This window comes from Planotetraspora mira, assembly GCF_016863275.1.
GTDB lineage: Bacteria > Actinomycetota > Actinomycetes > Streptosporangiales > Streptosporangiaceae > Planotetraspora > Planotetraspora mira.
Genome location: NZ_BOOO01000004.1, coordinates 222,032 through 236,511 on the forward strand (window position 1 = coordinate 222,032; position 14,480 = coordinate 236,511).

At 68.8% G+C, this 14,480-nt stretch carries 15 protein-coding genes and 1 other RNA gene; 10 read left to right on the forward strand and 6 right to left on the reverse strand.

The window, feature by feature from the left end:
• Window positions 1-51: 51 nt before the first annotated feature.
• Window positions 52-375: a YciI family protein gene (locus tag Pmi06nite_RS04555; protein ID WP_203951546.1), complete on the forward strand. Its 324-nt coding sequence runs from the start codon at window positions 52-54 to the stop codon at window positions 373-375.
• Complete coding sequence (locus Pmi06nite_RS04560; protein WP_203951547.1) at window positions 372-1,607, forward strand: RNA polymerase sigma factor; 1,236 nt, start codon at window positions 372-374, stop codon at window positions 1,605-1,607. Before Pmi06nite_RS04555 ends, Pmi06nite_RS04560 begins: the two co-directional genes overlap by 4 nt.
• Window positions 1,608-1,818: 211 nt before the next feature.
• Here Pmi06nite_RS04560 and Pmi06nite_RS04565 read toward each other — a convergent pair whose 3' ends face one another.
• A complete protein-coding gene (locus tag Pmi06nite_RS04565; RefSeq protein WP_239113701.1) occupies window positions 1,819-2,685 on the reverse strand; it encodes a LysR family transcriptional regulator in 867 nt (288 codons plus the stop codon).
• 66 nt (window positions 2,686-2,751) lie between these two features.
• On the opposite strand from Pmi06nite_RS04565, the gene Pmi06nite_RS04570 reads away from it, so the two are divergent.
• Together Pmi06nite_RS04570 and Pmi06nite_RS04575 are read left to right on the forward strand one after the other, a co-directional pair.
• Window positions 2,752-3,489 (forward strand): SDR family NAD(P)-dependent oxidoreductase, encoded by a 738-nt coding sequence (locus tag Pmi06nite_RS04570; protein WP_239113639.1) that lies wholly within the window; start codon window positions 2,752-2,754, stop codon window positions 3,487-3,489.
• A gap of 72 nt (window positions 3,490-3,561) precedes the next feature.
• Entirely contained in the window at window positions 3,562-4,611 is a 1,050-nt protein-coding gene (locus Pmi06nite_RS04575) for an NADP-dependent oxidoreductase (RefSeq protein WP_203951548.1), read from the forward strand.
• A 22-nt stretch (window positions 4,612-4,633) separates the two neighbouring features.
• On the opposite strand, the gene Pmi06nite_RS04580 is transcribed toward Pmi06nite_RS04575, so the two are convergent.
• Complete coding sequence (locus tag Pmi06nite_RS04580; protein WP_203951549.1) at window positions 4,634-5,119, reverse strand: MarR family winged helix-turn-helix transcriptional regulator; 486 nt, start codon at window positions 5,117-5,119, stop codon at window positions 4,634-4,636.
• Window positions 5,120-5,205: 86 nt separating this feature from the next.
• Between Pmi06nite_RS04580 and Pmi06nite_RS04585 the strand changes: the two genes are divergently transcribed.
• Window positions 5,206-6,096, forward strand: a complete 891-nt coding sequence (locus Pmi06nite_RS04585) for an alpha/beta fold hydrolase (protein ID WP_203951550.1) — start codon at window positions 5,206-5,208, stop codon at window positions 6,094-6,096.
• Window positions 6,097-6,449: 353 nt separating this feature from the next.
• On the forward strand, window positions 6,450-7,061 hold the full coding sequence (locus tag Pmi06nite_RS04590; RefSeq protein ID WP_203951551.1) for a hypothetical protein: 612 nt from the start codon (window positions 6,450-6,452) through the stop codon (window positions 7,059-7,061).
• A 39-nt stretch (window positions 7,062-7,100) separates the two neighbouring features.
• On the opposite strand, the gene rnpB is transcribed toward Pmi06nite_RS04590, so the two are convergent.
• From rnpB to Pmi06nite_RS04610, 4 genes are all read right to left on the reverse strand, one after another.
• Window positions 7,101-7,489, reverse strand: an RNA gene (gene rnpB / locus Pmi06nite_RS04595) — RNase P RNA component class A.
• A 62-nt stretch (window positions 7,490-7,551) separates the two neighbouring features.
• Window positions 7,552-8,703, reverse strand: a complete 1,152-nt coding sequence (locus Pmi06nite_RS04600; protein ID WP_203951552.1) for a bifunctional RNase H/acid phosphatase — start codon at window positions 8,701-8,703, stop codon at window positions 7,552-7,554.
• The gene (locus Pmi06nite_RS04605; protein ID WP_203951553.1) at window positions 8,700-9,437 is read right to left on the reverse strand and encodes a zinc ribbon domain-containing protein; all 738 of its coding nucleotides are present in this window, start codon (window positions 9,435-9,437) and stop codon (window positions 8,700-8,702) included. The genes Pmi06nite_RS04600 and Pmi06nite_RS04605 overlap by 4 nt, the downstream gene beginning before the upstream one ends.
• The gene (locus tag Pmi06nite_RS04610) at window positions 9,434-10,270 is read right to left on the reverse strand and encodes a Nif3-like dinuclear metal center hexameric protein (protein ID WP_203951554.1); all 837 of its coding nucleotides are present in this window, start codon (window positions 10,268-10,270) and stop codon (window positions 9,434-9,436) included. The genes Pmi06nite_RS04605 and Pmi06nite_RS04610 overlap by 4 nt, the downstream gene beginning before the upstream one ends.
• A gap of 72 nt (window positions 10,271-10,342) precedes the next feature.
• Here Pmi06nite_RS04610 and Pmi06nite_RS04615 point away from each other — a divergent pair, with 72 nt between their 5' ends.
• Genes Pmi06nite_RS04615 through menC form a run of 4 tightly spaced genes read left to right on the forward strand, consistent with a single transcriptional unit; the run spans window position 10,343 to window position 14,413 of the window.
• Window positions 10,343-11,392 (forward strand): dipeptidase, encoded by a 1,050-nt coding sequence (locus Pmi06nite_RS04615; protein ID WP_239113640.1) that lies wholly within the window; start codon window positions 10,343-10,345, stop codon window positions 11,390-11,392.
• Between the two features lie 11 nt (window positions 11,393-11,403).
• Complete coding sequence (locus tag Pmi06nite_RS04620) at window positions 11,404-12,507, forward strand: M20/M25/M40 family metallo-hydrolase (RefSeq protein WP_239113642.1); 1,104 nt, start codon at window positions 11,404-11,406, stop codon at window positions 12,505-12,507.
• A complete protein-coding gene (locus Pmi06nite_RS04625) occupies window positions 12,504-13,313 on the forward strand; it encodes a GNAT family N-acetyltransferase (RefSeq protein ID WP_203951556.1) in 810 nt (269 codons plus the stop codon). The genes Pmi06nite_RS04620 and Pmi06nite_RS04625 overlap by 4 nt, the downstream gene beginning before the upstream one ends.
• Complete coding sequence (gene menC, locus Pmi06nite_RS04630) at window positions 13,310-14,413, forward strand: o-succinylbenzoate synthase (RefSeq protein ID WP_203951557.1); 1,104 nt, start codon at window positions 13,310-13,312, stop codon at window positions 14,411-14,413. Before Pmi06nite_RS04625 ends, menC begins: the two co-directional genes overlap by 4 nt.
• Window positions 14,414-14,480: the final 67 nt, after the last annotated feature.

A 14,480-nucleotide genomic window follows, 5' to 3' on the forward strand; every position in this document is an offset into this window, starting at 1 on the left:
TCCCTGACCACCGAACCACGCTGTCTTGACACCACAGGAGATGATCTTCAGATGCAGTACCTGGTTTCCGTGATCGATGACAAGAGCAATCCCGGCAGCACGGACAGGCAGCCTGCCATCAGCGCGTTCAACGAACGACTTGTCGCCGAGGGCTACTGGGTTTTCGCGGGCGGACTCGCGGACACCGACGCGGCCACGGTCATCGACAACCGGGGCGAGCAGGCGGTGTTCAGCGACGGGCCTTTCCTGGAGTCGAAGGAGTACCTCGCCGGCGTCTGGGTGTGGGAGGCCCCCGATCTGGATGTGGCACTCAAGCTCGCCGCCGAGGCGTCGAAGGTCTGCGATCGGAAGATCGAGGTGCGGCCGTTCCAGTGAGCGACGTCGAGGAGGCGATCACCCGCGCCCACCACGAGGACTGGGCACGGGTGGTCGCTGCCCTGACCAGGCGTTTCGGTGACCTCGACATCGCCGAGGAGGCGGCCGCCGAGGCGTTCGCTACCGCTGTCCAGCGGTGGCCGGCCGACGGCGTACCGCCCAACCCCGGCGCCTGGCTGACCACCACGGCCAACCGCAAGGCCATCGACCGGATCCGGCGCGAGAACAAGCGCGACGACAAGCACAAGGAGGCTCAGATGGTGTACGACGGCGTACCGCCCGAGCCTCTCGGCGCCATCGACGACGACCGGCTCCGGCTGATCTTCACCTGCTGTCACCCGGCGCTGGCGATGGAGACCCGCGTGGCGCTGACGCTGCGCATGGTCGGCGGTCTGACCGTGCCCGAGATCGCCCGCGCCTTCCTGGTGCGGGAGACCGCCTTGGAGCGGCGGATCACCCGCGCGAAGGCCAAGATCAAGGCGGCTCGCATCCCCTACCGCGTGCCGTCCGCCGAAGATCTGCCGACGCGAGTCTCCGGCGTGCTCGCCGTCCTGTACCTGGTGTTCAACGAGGGCTACCTGGCGACCGGCCCCGACACCGATCCCCTACGGCCCGACCTGACCGCCGAAGCGATTCGGCTCACCCGCCTGATCCGTGCCCTCCTACCGGACGATGGCGAGGTGACCGGGCTGTTGGCGCTGATGCTGCTCACCGAGGCCCGCCGCACCGCCCGGGTCTCGGCCGGCGGCGAACTGGTCACGCTCATCGAGCAGGACCGTGGGGCCTGGGACGCGGCGCTGATCGCTGAAGGCCACCGGCTGGTGCGCGAGCGCCTCGCCGCTGCCGCCGCCGGGGTGGCTCCGGGCCGCTACCAGATCCTCGCCGCGATAAACGCCGTACACACCTCCGCCCGCGACATGCGCGACACCGACTGGTCGCAGGTCCTCGCCCTCTACGACCAACTCGTCCGCCTCGACCCCTCACCGATCATCGCCCTCAACCGGGCCATCGCGGTCGCCGAACTCGACGGCCCGCAGGTGGCACTGGCAGCAGTCGACCGTCTCCAGGACAAGCTGGCCGGCTATCACGCCTACCACGCCACCCGCGCCGACCTGCTGCGCAGGCTGGGCCAAAGCCAGCAGTCACGCGCGGCCTACGACAAGGCCATCGAACTGGCAGGCAACACCGCCGAGACCGCCTACCTGACCCGCCGCCGCGACCAACTGCGGTAGCGCCCACGGATCCCGATCGAAACCCCGCGCGCAGCGGCGGCCGGCCGCGGTGGAACACTCGCGCGGGCCAGAGGAAGGTAAGCATCGGGATCAGGGCCATGTATACCGACGGGCATCCCTGGTGCAACAGCCCGCGCACCGCACTCATCTCGACAGAGTCGCGCACCTGTGCATGCTCCGCCCGGTCAGCGGCATCTGCGGATGTTATCGGCTAGAGGCGTGTCGCCGTACGGACGAGGTCGGCGACGGCCTTGGATCTGCTGTGTGGTGGCCAGGCGATGACGGTCGTGACGGCCGGTGCGTCCGGCACCGGCACGATGGCGTGATCGTCGCGTAGTTGGGCTCGGAGCGACTCGGGCATGACCGCGCAGGCCCGTCCGAGCGTGATCAGCTGGGTCAACTGCGTATAGTCGCGAACCTGCGGGCCGGGGCCGTCCGGATAACTTCCATCCCGTCGAGGCCAGCGCGGCAGGGGCAGGTCCGTCAGGGCGTTGACCTCGGCCATCGACATGTGGGGTCGGTTGGCGAGGGGGTGCCCCGCGGGCAGGACCACGACCTGCTGTTCGGTGTGCAGGTCCTCGGTGTCGAATCCGGCCGTCGAGTCGTAGGGCCGGTGGAGCAGAGCAACGTCGGCACGCCCGTTGCGGAGCAGGCTTTCCGGTTCGCCGGGCCCGCATAGCACCACCTCGACTGCGACAGCGCAGGGGTCGGCGGCGTAGGCGTCCAGCAGCTTCGACAACAGTTCGCTGGATGCTCCTGCCTTGGTGGCCAGCACCACACCGGGCCGGTCGGCCGCGGCGCGGCGGGTGCGGCGCTCGGCGGCTTCGACCGCTTCGAGGACGACCCGGGCCTCCCGCAGAAGCACCGACCCGGCCTCGGTCAAGGTGACTGCGCGAGCAGTGCGGTGCAGCAGAACGACTCCGAGCCGCCGTTCGAGCTGCTGGATCGCCCGCGACAGCGGTGGTTGCGCCATCGCGAGCCGTTGTGCCGCCCGCCCGAAGTGCAACTCCTCGGCGACGGCGACGAAGTATCGTAACTCCCGCGTCTCCACCATGTCATCGTATCCGGCGCTTACCACGAACAATACCCGTACGGTATCGCCGCCCACCCAATCGATCTTGGACGCCCCACCCGAGTCCGCAGCATGATCGACGGCATGAGTGATCGGACGATCGCGCTGGTGACCGGCGCGAACAAAGGAATCGGATACGAGATCGCGGCGGGCCTGGGCGCCCTTGGCTGGCGAGTCGGTGTGGGCGCGAGGGATCAACAACGCCGCGAGACGGCGGTGGAGAAGCTGCGCGCGGCCGGGACCGATGCGTTCGGCGTGCCGCTCGACGTGGACGACGACGCGAGTGTCGCCGCCGCGGCCGAGCTGATCGCCGACCATGCCGGAGGGCTCGACGTCCTGGTCAACAATGCCGCGATCACCGGCGGTATGCCACAGACACCCACCACGGTCGATCCCGCGACCGTGCGAGCTGTCGTGGAAACCAACGTGATCGGCGTCATCCGGGTCACCAACGTGATGCTGCCCATGCTGCGCGGCTCGGCATCACCGCGAATCGTCAACATGTCCAGCAGCGTGGGCTCGCTCGCCCTGCAGACCACGCCCGGCATCGACATGGGCCCGATTCCCGCTGCGTACTTGGCGTCGAAGACCTTCCTCAACGCCGTCACCATCCAATACGTCAAGGAACTGAGCGGCACCAACATCCTGATCAACTCCGGCTGCCCCGGTTTCACCGCCACCGACCTCAACGGCTTCCGAGGCGTCCGCACACCACAACAGGGGGCGGCGATCGCGATTCACCTCGCGACCCTGCCCGACGACGGACCGACCGGCGGATTCTTCGACGACGCCGGAACAGTGCCCTGGTGACGGGCACACCGTGCGAACCACTCCCGTTCTCGAAGTCAGCCGCGCATCGCGCGCCGGAGGAGAAGCAAGACAATGACAAAGGCAGTCAGGTACGACGAATTCGGCGGAATCGACGTCCTGCGGATCGACGAGGTCAACCGCCCCGTGCCCGAGGACAGGCAGGTCCTCGTGCAGGTAAGAGCGGCAGGCATCAACCCCGGTGAGGCGGCCATACGCACCGGCGCGATGGCGGACATCTTTCCCTCGACCTTTCCGTCCGGGCAGGGCAGCGATCTCGCCGGAGTTGTCGTCGAGATCGGCGCCGGAGCCGACCGATTCTCGGTCGGCGACGAGATGATCGGATTCTCCGAGCTGCGGGCCGCCCAGGCCGAGCTGGTCCTGGTCGACGTCGACAACCTCACACCCAAACCGAAGAACGTCTCATGGGAGGTGGCGGGCGGCCTATACGTCGCCGGCGTGACTGCATGGGGGGCAGTGCATTCCGTACAGCTCGAGAAGGGCGAGAGCGTCGTCATCTCCGGAGCAGCCGGAGGAGTCGGCTCGCTCGCCGTTCAGCTCGCGCGCCGTGCCGGAGCCACGGTCATCGGACTGGCGAGCGACAGCAACCACGAGTGGCTGCAAAGCCACAGCGTGATCCCCGTCGCATACGGTGACGGCGTCACGGACCGAATCAAGGCCGCCGCACCCAACGGCATCCATGCCTTCATCGACACCTACGGCGGCGGGTACGTCGAACTGGCCCTCGCTCTCGGCGTCGCAATCGAGCGGATCGACACCATCGCCGATTTCGCAGCAGCCGCAAAGTATGGGGTCAAGACTGAACCCGGGACCAAGGCCAGGCCGGGCGCCGAGGTGCTCGCCGAACTGGCCGGCCTGATTGCCGACGGACACCTCGAAGTCCCGATCGCGAACGTCTACCCGTTGACGCAGGTTCGTCAGGCCTACACCGAACTCGAACGCAGACACACCCACGGCAAAATCGTACTGAGACCTGACCCGACGAGGACTTCGCCTTCCGACAAGCCTTTCCTGCACGGTGTTCCGCAGGCGCAAGAGGCGAGGCAGTCCCGTCGGTCTTTGTCACGGCGAGCCCGGCCTGAACAGTGCCGTAGAGACCCGTGACAGCCGCTGCCGTTCCCGGTGATCACTCCTGGCTGGTTGCCGATCCCACATTCGGGGCCAGTCGGGTCGCGAGTACGACCTCGGTCATGGCAAGCAGGAACCGCCGCACCGTGTCCAATTCCGCGTCGGAGAACGACCGCATCGCGGTCACCAACTCCGTGATCAGTGGGCCGAAGAATGTCCAGCCCAAGGCGATGGCCTGCTCCTCGACGGCGAGCAGGACGCGGCGACGGTCCTGGGTGTCACGAACCCGCCGGACATGCCCGGCCTTCTCCAACCGGTCGATGAGGCCCGTGGTCGAGGCCGAGTTGAGTCCCAGTTGTTCGCCGAGCCAGCCCGGCGTCGCCACGGTCCCGGCCCGGGCGGCGTCCAGGAGATGGATCAGTGCGCGCAGGTCAGTCGGGTGCAGGCGGTGCGTATTCGCGAACTCGGCCGCGAACAGGTCGAACTCCACCGTGAGACCTCGCAGCAGGTGAACCAACTGCAGCCCTGGCTCCTGGTCGTCCATGTTGCCCGCTTACTCTCTTGACAGGGTGATATCTCGCTCACCGAGAATATCGTTCACCGTGATAATCAGACAAGCTGAGGTGACCAATGGTCGACGACGCCGCATCGAGCCCCGCCACCCGGCCCGCGTTCAACACCGGGCAGGGAGAAGCCGAGTACTTCGCGGCATACGACACCGTCCTGACCCAGTGGCCGGTTGCCCTCGAGTCCGTCGGCCTCCGGTCGCCGTACGGCACGACCCACGTCCACATCTGCGGACCACGCGACGGCAAGCCCCTGGTCCTGCTGCACGGCCGTGGCGCCACGTCAACCGTATGGTTCGCCAACGTGGGCGAGTTGAGCCGGACCCACCGCATATACGCGATCGACACCATCGGAGACGCCGGCCGCAGCGTCAACGACGGCCGACCCGTCGACACCCTGGCCAGGTTCATGGACTGGCTCGACGGACTGTTCGACGCATTGGACCTCAACAGTGCGTCCCTTTGCGGCCACTCGTACGGCAGCTGGCTCGCACTCAACTACGCCCTGCACGCGCCGCATCGGGTGCACAAGCTCGCGCTACTCGACCCGACCGACTGCTTCACCGGCCTGAGGCTGAGCTACCGCCTGCACGCCGTGCCGATATTCGTCAGGCCAAGCGCCGAACGAATGCGCGCCTTCATCACGCGGGAGAGCGCAGGCGTGCCAGTCGACCCGGCATGGCTGAAGCTGATATGCCTCAGTGCCGGGTTCCCCAGCGCGAAAGTCGTCATGCCGCGCCACCCCGCCCCTGATCGGCTGCGAGCCTCGACCGTCCCGACGCTGCTACTCCTGGCCGAGAAGAGCCGGGCGCACGACATCCACAAGGTGTCGGCCAACGCCCGCAAACTCATGCCCCACATCGTCACCGCGGTCCTGCCCGACGTGTCTCACCACACCGTCCCGACAGAGAACCCCGAGCACCTCAACCGCGCACTAGGGGAGTTTCTCAGCTGAACATCAGCGCCGTCCCCAGGCCAGTAGCAGCCCGCCTAACGTCCCCTTCTCGGCATGAGCGCGCGACTTTCGGTATGAGCGTGCGTCGTTGGTAGGGTCCCGGCGGCCGGAAGGCGGGCACTACGGCAGGAAAAGGCGGACCTCGGGTGGAAATTGGCGACGGTTCGAGCGGGTCCAGGGCGGCGCCCATGCCACGATCGCCGAGACCATGGATACGTACTGCACCCAAAATGCCCCGGCCGTCTCCGCAGTAGGTTGGCCGGCGTGCCAGTAGCAAGTGACAATCAGGGCGCCTATAGATCAGACCGGCGTGATGGCGCGGGTCAGATGGACGCTCGGGGAATCGAGCATGAATGCTGAACCCAGTCGATCTTGGCCAGATCTCCAAGCCCCTAGAAGATCAACTATCGGGATTGTCGTTGCAGGGCAACGCTACGCTCTTTGGAGTCTGTGGATACGCATTGCTGCCGATCCTACGGGAGGTGGAGGAGCGTTTCATGCGCCAGTGGACTTTTCCTGACACGGAAAGGGCTCTTCTGATTTCGAGGGAATTTGCGCTTGGGGATGCTCCAGCTCAACATAATCGCGAGCTTCGTGATCGACTGCTGGAATCTGTACCGAATGGCCACGAGCTGGACTCGCCATGGAGTACGCATGCAACCGATGCGTTGATCTGCATAGATGCCGCCCTTGTTGCTGCGTCAGAGGATCTGCAAGATTTTTTCGAGCCATCATGGATTTATTACGTTCTTGAGCCGTTGGCCGTGTCCCTAAGTCCAAACAGTTACGATCTCCCCCCGGCGCTGCTTAGTAAGGGAGGCCGAATTTCTGCGGCCGTTGACTTTCTGAGCAGGGCGATTTCCGAGCTGAGCAAGGTTGGTGACGTCTCTGACGAAATGTATGAAGGATTGCTGCGCAGTGCCGTTGCAATCAGGCCGCATTCACCCAATGTGCCCCGATCATGAATGAGGCGGGGAGAACTTCCAGGTCAGACCTGGAAACAGCGGACGAGTCGGCCTGTAGGCCGGGTTCTGTGATCAGCCGGAGCTGATCGGCGGCCATCCATCTAGGACCGTCGTTGCCGACGGCCTCAAGCGGTCTACCCGCACGACTCGGGCGAGCAGCCCTCGAACGCCGCGCGCGGAACGCCTCCGAGGAGGCGCCCCTTCTTGACCTTGCTCCGGGTGGGGTTTACCTAGCCGCCCACGTCACCGTGGGCGCTGGTGGTCTCTTACACCACCCTTTCACCCTTACCCCCGAAGGGGCGGTCTGCTCTCTGTGGCACTGTCCCGCGGGTCACCCCGGGTCGGCGTTACCGACCACCCTGCCCTGTGGAGCCCGGACCTTCCTCGGCAGGGCCCGAAAGCCCTGACGCGGCCGCCCGGCCGACTCGTCCGCTGTATGTACAAGCCTAGCGGCTCGACGGGTTCGCCCCCGCCACGGACGCCTCTGGGCTCACATCTGAAGATGCGCGGTGTCGTTGAACGCACGCATCACGGCAGGGCCGTCGGCGTAGTAGTCGATCGACGAGAGACAGGCCAGGTCGAGATGCATCCGATAAAGGGCCTGCGGAGGGGCTTCGAGGGCCGAACGGACGAGCAGCTTGATCGGCGTCACGTGCGACACCACGAGGACCGTCCGGCCCTGGTGCGCCTCGATGATCCTCGCCCGCGCCCGCTCGACCCGGCGGGCCGTCGTGGCGAAGCTCTCGCCGCCCGGCGGAGCCACCTCGGGGTCCGCCAGCCAGGCCGCCAGGTCGTCCGGCCACCTCTTCTGGATCTCGGCGAACGTGTGCCCCTCCCACGCGCCGAAGTCCGTCTCGCGGAGGTCTTCCTCCACCGACACGGCGAGGCCCGTACGGGAGGCCACGGCCTCGGCGGTCTGCCGGGCGCGCGTCAGCGGCGAACTGACGATCACCTCGATCTCGTACGGCTTGCGCGACAGCCGCGTCGCGGCGGCCTCGGCCTGAGCCATGCCGTCCGCGGTGAGGGACGGGTCGCCCAGACCGGAGAAGCGCTTGTCCACGGACAGCGGAGTCTCGCCGTGGCGCAGGAGGATCAGGGACGTCGGTCTGAGGGCCGGCCGGGGCATCCACCCGGTGCCGCCGGCCTCCGAAGCCGCGGCGGACTCGACACGCGCCGTCACGGACGTGGTGGCCGAGGCCGTGGCCGAGACGGTCTTGGCCTGCCACTTCTCACCCCGCGCCGCGGCGTCCATGGCCTCGTTGGCGAGCCGGTCCGCGTGGGTGTTCTTCTCTCGCGGGATCCACGTCCACGTCACACGGAACCGCCGGGCGAGCGCCGCCGCCTCCAGTGCGAGCGGCCGCAGTCCTTCGTGCTTGACCTTCCATCGACCGGCCATCTGCTCGATGACCAGCTTGGAGTCCATCCGCACCGTGACCGCGGCGCCCTCGGCGCCGAGGGCGACCAGTGCCTGAAGGCCGGCGATCAGGCCGCGATACTCGGCCACGTTGTTGGTCGCGGTGCCGATCGACTCGGCCGCCTCGGCGACGACCTGCCCGTCGGAGTCCTTCACCACCGCGCCGTACCCGGCGGGGCCGGGGTTGCCCCGCGACCCTCCGTCGGCCTCGACGACGAAGGAGCTCACAGCCCGGACTCGGGGGTTCGGACCAGGATCCGGCGGCACTCCTCGCAGCGGACCACCTCATCCGGGCCGGCGGCCCGGATCCGGTTGAGCTCGGCGATCGACAGGCTGGTGCGGCACCCGAGGCACCGGCTGCCCTGCAACATCGCCGCTCCGGTGCCGGACTGCTCGCGCAGCTTCTCGTAGAGGCTGAGCACGTCGGCCGGGATGTCGTCGATCCCGGAGCGCTTGCCCTGAAGCTCGGCGACCTCCTTGTCGAGCTCGGCGAACGCGGCGTCGCGGCGGTCCCCGGCGGCGTCGAGCGTGGCCGTCACCTCGTCCCGCTCCGACTTGAGCGCCGCGACCCGGGCGTCGACGGCCTCACGGCGCTCCATGATCTCCAGGACGACCTCCTCCAGGTCACTCTGGCGCCGCTGGAGCGAGGTGATCTCGGACTGGAGGCTCGCCAGATCCTTGGGCGAGGACACCTGGCCGGAGTCGAGCCGCTTCTGATCACGCTCGGCTCGGGTCCGCACGGCGTCCACGTCGGACTCGGCCTTGGTCTGGTCGCGCGACAGGTCGCCCGCCTCGGTCTCGGCGGCGATCACCTGGGTGGCGAGCTGAGCGAGCCTCTTCGACATCTCTTCGATCTCGGCGAGCTCGGGCAGGGTGCGACGGCGATGCCTCAGCCGGTCGAGCCCCGCATCCAGCTCAGAAAGATCGAGCAGACGCCTCTGTGCTTCGGGTGCGGCCTTCATCCCCATCCTCGATCCAGGTCTGTGGTCGTCCATACATCCGTGACGACGCGGGAGATACGCGCCTCAACATTAATGCCCCTGGCCGCCAGCGCCGACGTCAGATGTCCGGCGGCGTCGGCCAGCCACGGCCATTCGGTGGCCCAGTGGGACGCGTCGATGAGCGCGGGACGGTCGCCCGCCTCCATGTGCTCGCTGGCCGGATGGTGGCGCAGGTCCGCGGTCAGGAACACGTCGACGCCTGCGTCCCGAGCCGCCCCCAGCAGCGAGTCCCCCGCTCCCCCGCTCACGGCGACGGTCTCGACCATACGCTCCGGATCACCGGCCACGCGCAGTGCCGTACGGGGAAGACCGGCCGCGGCGAGCTCGGCGAAACGACCCAGCGGCATGGGCGACGGCAGCGTGCCGATCCGGCCGAGCCCGCGGCGCGGGTCGTCCGCCGACGGCTGGAGCGGGCGCAGCTCGGAGGACAGCCCGACGGCGCGGGCGAGCGCGTCCGATACCCCGGGGCTTGCGACGTCGGCGTTGGTGTGGGCGGTGTAGAGGGCCACGTCGTTCCTGATCAGCCGGTGGATCACCCGGCCCTTGAAGGTGGTCGCCGCGACGGTCGTGGTGCCCCGGAGATAGAGGGGGTGGTGCGTGACGATCAGGTCGGCGCCCCATTCGAGTGCCTCGTCCACCACCGCCGCCACCGGGTCCACCGCGAAAAGGATCTTCCGTACGGTCAGCGCGGGATCGCCGCAGACGAGCCCCACCGCGTCCCAGGTCTCGGCCCAGGCCGGGTCGTATCGCGCCTCGAGTTCGGCGACGACCTCGGCGAGAGAGCAGGTTGGCATCCGCGCAGACTATCGAGAACGGCAAACCGAGGTAACGTCCATGTGACACCACGCTGCAAGGGAGGAACCGACGTGTCCGTTGACCAGCAGGACATCCACAGGGACGCGGTCGTCGCAGACACTCACAACGATCTCCTGATGGCGGTCTCCGCCCGCCCGCCGCGGCTGTGGGCCTCCTTCTTCCGCGAACAGTGGCTGCCCCAACTGGTCGAAGGCGGCGTCGACGTCCAGGTCCTCCCGGTGTTCATCGACGACGCGTACCGCCCGGAGGGAGCGCTGCGTCAGACGCTCCGCATGATCGAGTGCGCCCACGTGCTGGCCGAGGGCAACGCCGACGCGGTGCGGATCTGCCACGACGGCGCCCAGATCGACGAGGCGCTCGCCCTCGGCAAGATCGCCCTGGTGCTCGCCATGGAGAGCATGCCCGGCATCGACGAGACCGTGGAGCTGATCTCGACGGTGCACCGCCTCGGCGTCCGCGTCGCCTCCATCGCCCACTGGGGCCGTACGGCTCTCGCGGACGGCAGCGGACAGGACGGCACCGGATCGAGGCTCACCAGCCACGGCGTCGAAGCCCTCCAGGAGATGGAACGGCTCGGCATGATCTTCGACGTCTCCCACCTGGGCGCCTCCGGCGTCGGGCACGTCCTGGAGCTCGCCACCCGGCCCGTGATCGCGACCCATTCCTCCGCACGCGCGCTGCGCGACCACCACCGCAACCTGACCGACGACCAGCTCCGCGCCATCGCGGCCGGCGGCGGCGTGATCTGCGTGAACTTCCTGGCGGCGTTCCTGACCATGGACGCCCGCGCCGCCACGGTCGACCATCTGGTCGATCACATCGAGCACATCGCGGGTGTCGCGGGGATCGACCACGTCGGCCTGGGGCCCGACTTCATGCGGGAAGTCCATCTCGACCTGACCCCGCCGTGCTGCGAGGGCTTCAGCTACAGCGAGATCGACGCGATGGCGGCCATCCCTGGCCTCGAGGGTCCCCGGGGTCTGCCGCTGGTGACCGAGTCCCTGCTCAAGCACGGCTTCTCCGACGACGAGATCGTCAAGATCGTCGGCGGCAACGTGATGCGCCTGTTCCGCGCCGAGCTGGGGCAGGGCCGCCGGTGAACCTCGACGGCATGCTGGCCGATCTCGAGGAGCTCGTCGTCTGCGAGTCGTACTCGAGCGACCACGACGCGGTGGCGCGGAGCGCGCGGGTGGTCGCCGCGCTGGGGACCCGGATGCTCCAGGCGGAGCCCGAGACGACGGTGATCGGCGGGGTCACCCATCTGCGCTGGTCGTTCGGCACGCCCAAGGTGCTGCTGCTCGGCCATCACGACACCGTCTGGCCGATCGGCTCGCTGCGCGACCACCCCTGGTCGGTCTCCGGCGGCGTCGCCACGGGGCCGGGCGTCTTCGACATGAAGGCCGGCCTGGTGCAGCTCTTCCACGCGCTGGCGTCGCTGCCCTCACCGGACGGGGTGACCGTCCTCATCGTGGGCGACGAGGAGCTCGGCTCCCCCACCTCCCGTCCGCTGATCGAGGCGAGCGCGGCGAGCTGCGAGGCGGCGCTCGTCCTGGAGGCCAGCGCGAACGGCGGAGCGCTCAAGACGGCACGCAAGGGCGTATCCCGGTACGAACTCGTCGTCCACGGCAGAGCGGCCCACGCGGGGCTCGAGCCCGAGTTGGGCGCCAACGCCGGCGTCGAGCTGGCGCACCAGATCATCGCCATCACCGACATCGCGAACGCCGTCGAGTCGTCCTCTCAGGCCGGGCTGGTCTCGGTGACGCCGACCCTGATGTCCGCGGGGACCAGCACGAACACGGTTCCCGCCATCGGCAGGGTCGCCATCGACGTCCGTGTCCCCGACGCCGGCGCGCAGGCGCGGGTGGACGAGCTGATGCGCGCCCTGACCCCCCGGACCCCGGGCACCCGGCTGGAGCTCCTCGGCGGCCCGAACCGCCCGCCGCTCGACGCGGCCGCCTCGGCCGGGCTCTTCGAGGTCGCCGGGCGGATCGCCGGCGACCTCGGCATGGGCTCGCTCGAGGGCGTCTCGGTGGGCGGCGGCTCCGACGGCAACTTCACCGCAGGGGTCGGCTGTCCCACTCTCGACGGGCTCGGCGCCGTGGGCGGAGGTGCCCATGCGCCGGGGGAACACGTCGTGGTCGCGGAGATGCCCGTCAGGGCACGTCTGGTCGCGGCGCTGACCTCCCACGTGCTCTCCGGCGAGCGTGCCCGGTGAGCGACCCCGCGCGTCAGGCCGCGGACGCCGCGATCAGGAGCGGCGTACGGCTCTGCGAACTGCATGACATCCCCGCGTTCGAACAGGTGGCGCGGCTTTTCGACGACATCTGGCACCCCGACCCCACCGACCCTCCCATCACGGTCGAGATGATGCGGGCGCTGTCTCACGCCGGGAACTACGTCACGGGCGCGTTCGACGGATCGACCCTCGTGGGGGCGTCGGCGGGATTCTTCGCCGCCCCCGTGGGCCAGGTGCTGCACTCCCACGTCACCGGCGCGGTCAGGCGGGGCGCCGGGTTCGCCCTGAAGCTCCACCAGCGGGCCTGGGCGCTCGGCCGGGGAATCGGCGTCATCACCTGGACCTACGACCCGCTGGTACGGCGCAACGCCTATTTCAACCTGGCGAAGCTGGGGGCCCGTCCCGAGGCGTACCTGCCGGAGTTCTACGGGCCCATGACCGACGCCGTCAACGCGGGCGACGAGTCGGACCGGCTGCTGGCCGTCTGGCGGCTGACCGATCCGCACGTCGCGGAGGCCTGCGAGGGCAGGCCGTACCGGCCGGAGGTCCCGGCGGACGCGGTCGCCGGCGTCGCGTCGCACCAGGGGCGGCCGATGGTCGGGCCGACGGACGCGCGTGTCGTGCTGGTGGCGCTCCCCGAGGACATCGAGACTCTTCGTCAGCAGGATCCGGGGCTCGCCAAGGCCTGGCGGCACGCCGTACGAGAGGTGCTGGGCGGGATGATGGCGCAGGGCGCCCGGGTGACGGGTCTGGCCGACGGCTGTTACGTGGTGGAGCGCACATGAAGATCACAGGAGTCGAGCTGCGGCGGATCGCGATGCCGCTGGTCGCGCCGTTCCGCACGTCGTTCGGGACCGAGCACTCCCGCGACGTGCTGCTGGTCCGGGTGGTGACGCCCGAGGCCGAGGGCTGGGCCGAATGCGTCGCCATGGGTGAGCCGCTGTACTCGCCGGAGTACGTGGACGGGGCGGCCGACGTGATGCGCCGCTTCATGGTCCCGGCCCTGACGGCGCTGCACCACGTCGACGCGTACGGCGTCGGCCAGGCGCTGGAACCCCTGAAGGGGCACCGGATGGCCAAGGCCGCTCTGGAGACCGCCGTGCTCGACGCCCAGCTACGGGCCTCCGGGGAGTCCTTCGCGCGATTCCTCGGCGCGTCGCGGGAGGCCGTGCCCTGCGGCGTCTCCGTGGGGATCATGAATTCGATCCCGGAACTGCTCGACGCGGTCGACGGCTACGTCGCCGAGGGGTACGTCCGGATCAAGCTCAAGATCGAGCCGGGCTGGGACCTCGAGCCGGTCCGGGCCGTGAGGGAGCGGTTCGGCGACGTGCTGCTGCAGGTGGACGCGAACGCCGCCTACACGCTGACCGACTCGGCGCATCTGGCCGGGCTCGACGCGTTCGGCCTGCTGCTGATCGAGCAGCCGCTGGCCGACGACGACCTCGTGCAGCACGCCGAGCTTGCCAAGCGCCTGCGGACGCCGGTGTGCCTCGACGAGTCGATCGAGTCCGCGGCCCACGCCGCCGCCGCGATCTCGCTCAAGGCCTGCTCGGTGATCAACATCAAGCCGGGACGGGTCGGCGGCTATCTGGAGGCCCGACGGATCCACGACCTGTGCCGGGCGAACGGCGTCGCCGTCTGGTGCGGCGGCATGCTCGAGACCGGCATCGGCCGGGCCGCGAACGTCGCCCTCGCCGCGCTCCCGGGATTCACGCTCCCGGGTGACACCTCGGCGTCGCGCAGGTATTTCGCGAGGGACATCACGCCGCCGTTCGAGTTGCGAGACGGGCACCTCGACGTGCCCGCGGGCCCGGGGATCGGGGTGGACCCCGACCCGGCCGTCCTCGACGAGGTGACGACCTCCGTGGAGTGGCTCGCTGGGTAGCGATATTCTTGAGGTGGTTTGCCCGCTTTTAGTATCGAATCTCCCTTAATTGGCGACAGATCGACCA

Bases quoted from the DNA above. Each gene is read 5' to 3' on its own strand.
- Pmi06nite_RS04605 (WP_203951553.1), bottom strand. From the start codon at position 9,437: ATGAAGGCCGCACCCGAAGCACAGAGGCGTCTGCTCGATCTTTCTGAG.
- Pmi06nite_RS04590 (WP_203951551.1), top strand. From the start codon at position 6,450: ATGCTGAACCCAGTCGATCTTGGCCAGATCTCCAAGCCCCTAGAAGAT.
- menC (WP_203951557.1), top strand. From the start codon at position 13,310: ATGAAGATCACAGGAGTCGAGCTGCGGCGGATCGCGATGCCGCTGGTC.
- Pmi06nite_RS04570 (WP_239113639.1), top strand. From the start codon at position 2,752: ATGATCGACGGCATGAGTGATCGGACGATCGCGCTGGTGACCGGCGCG.
- Pmi06nite_RS04610 (WP_203951554.1), bottom strand. From the start codon at position 10,270: ATGCCAACCTGCTCTCTCGCCGAGGTCGTCGCCGAACTCGAGGCGCGA.
- Pmi06nite_RS04620 (WP_239113642.1), top strand. From the start codon at position 11,404: ATGCTGGCCGATCTCGAGGAGCTCGTCGTCTGCGAGTCGTACTCGAGC.
- Pmi06nite_RS04585 (WP_203951550.1), top strand. From the start codon at position 5,206: ATGGTCGACGACGCCGCATCGAGCCCCGCCACCCGGCCCGCGTTCAAC.
- Pmi06nite_RS04580 (WP_203951549.1), bottom strand. From the start codon at position 5,119: ATGGACGACCAGGAGCCAGGGCTGCAGTTGGTTCACCTGCTGCGAGGT.
- Pmi06nite_RS04575 (WP_203951548.1), top strand. From the start codon at position 3,562: ATGACAAAGGCAGTCAGGTACGACGAATTCGGCGGAATCGACGTCCTG.
- Pmi06nite_RS04555 (WP_203951546.1), top strand. From the start codon at position 52: ATGCAGTACCTGGTTTCCGTGATCGATGACAAGAGCAATCCCGGCAGC.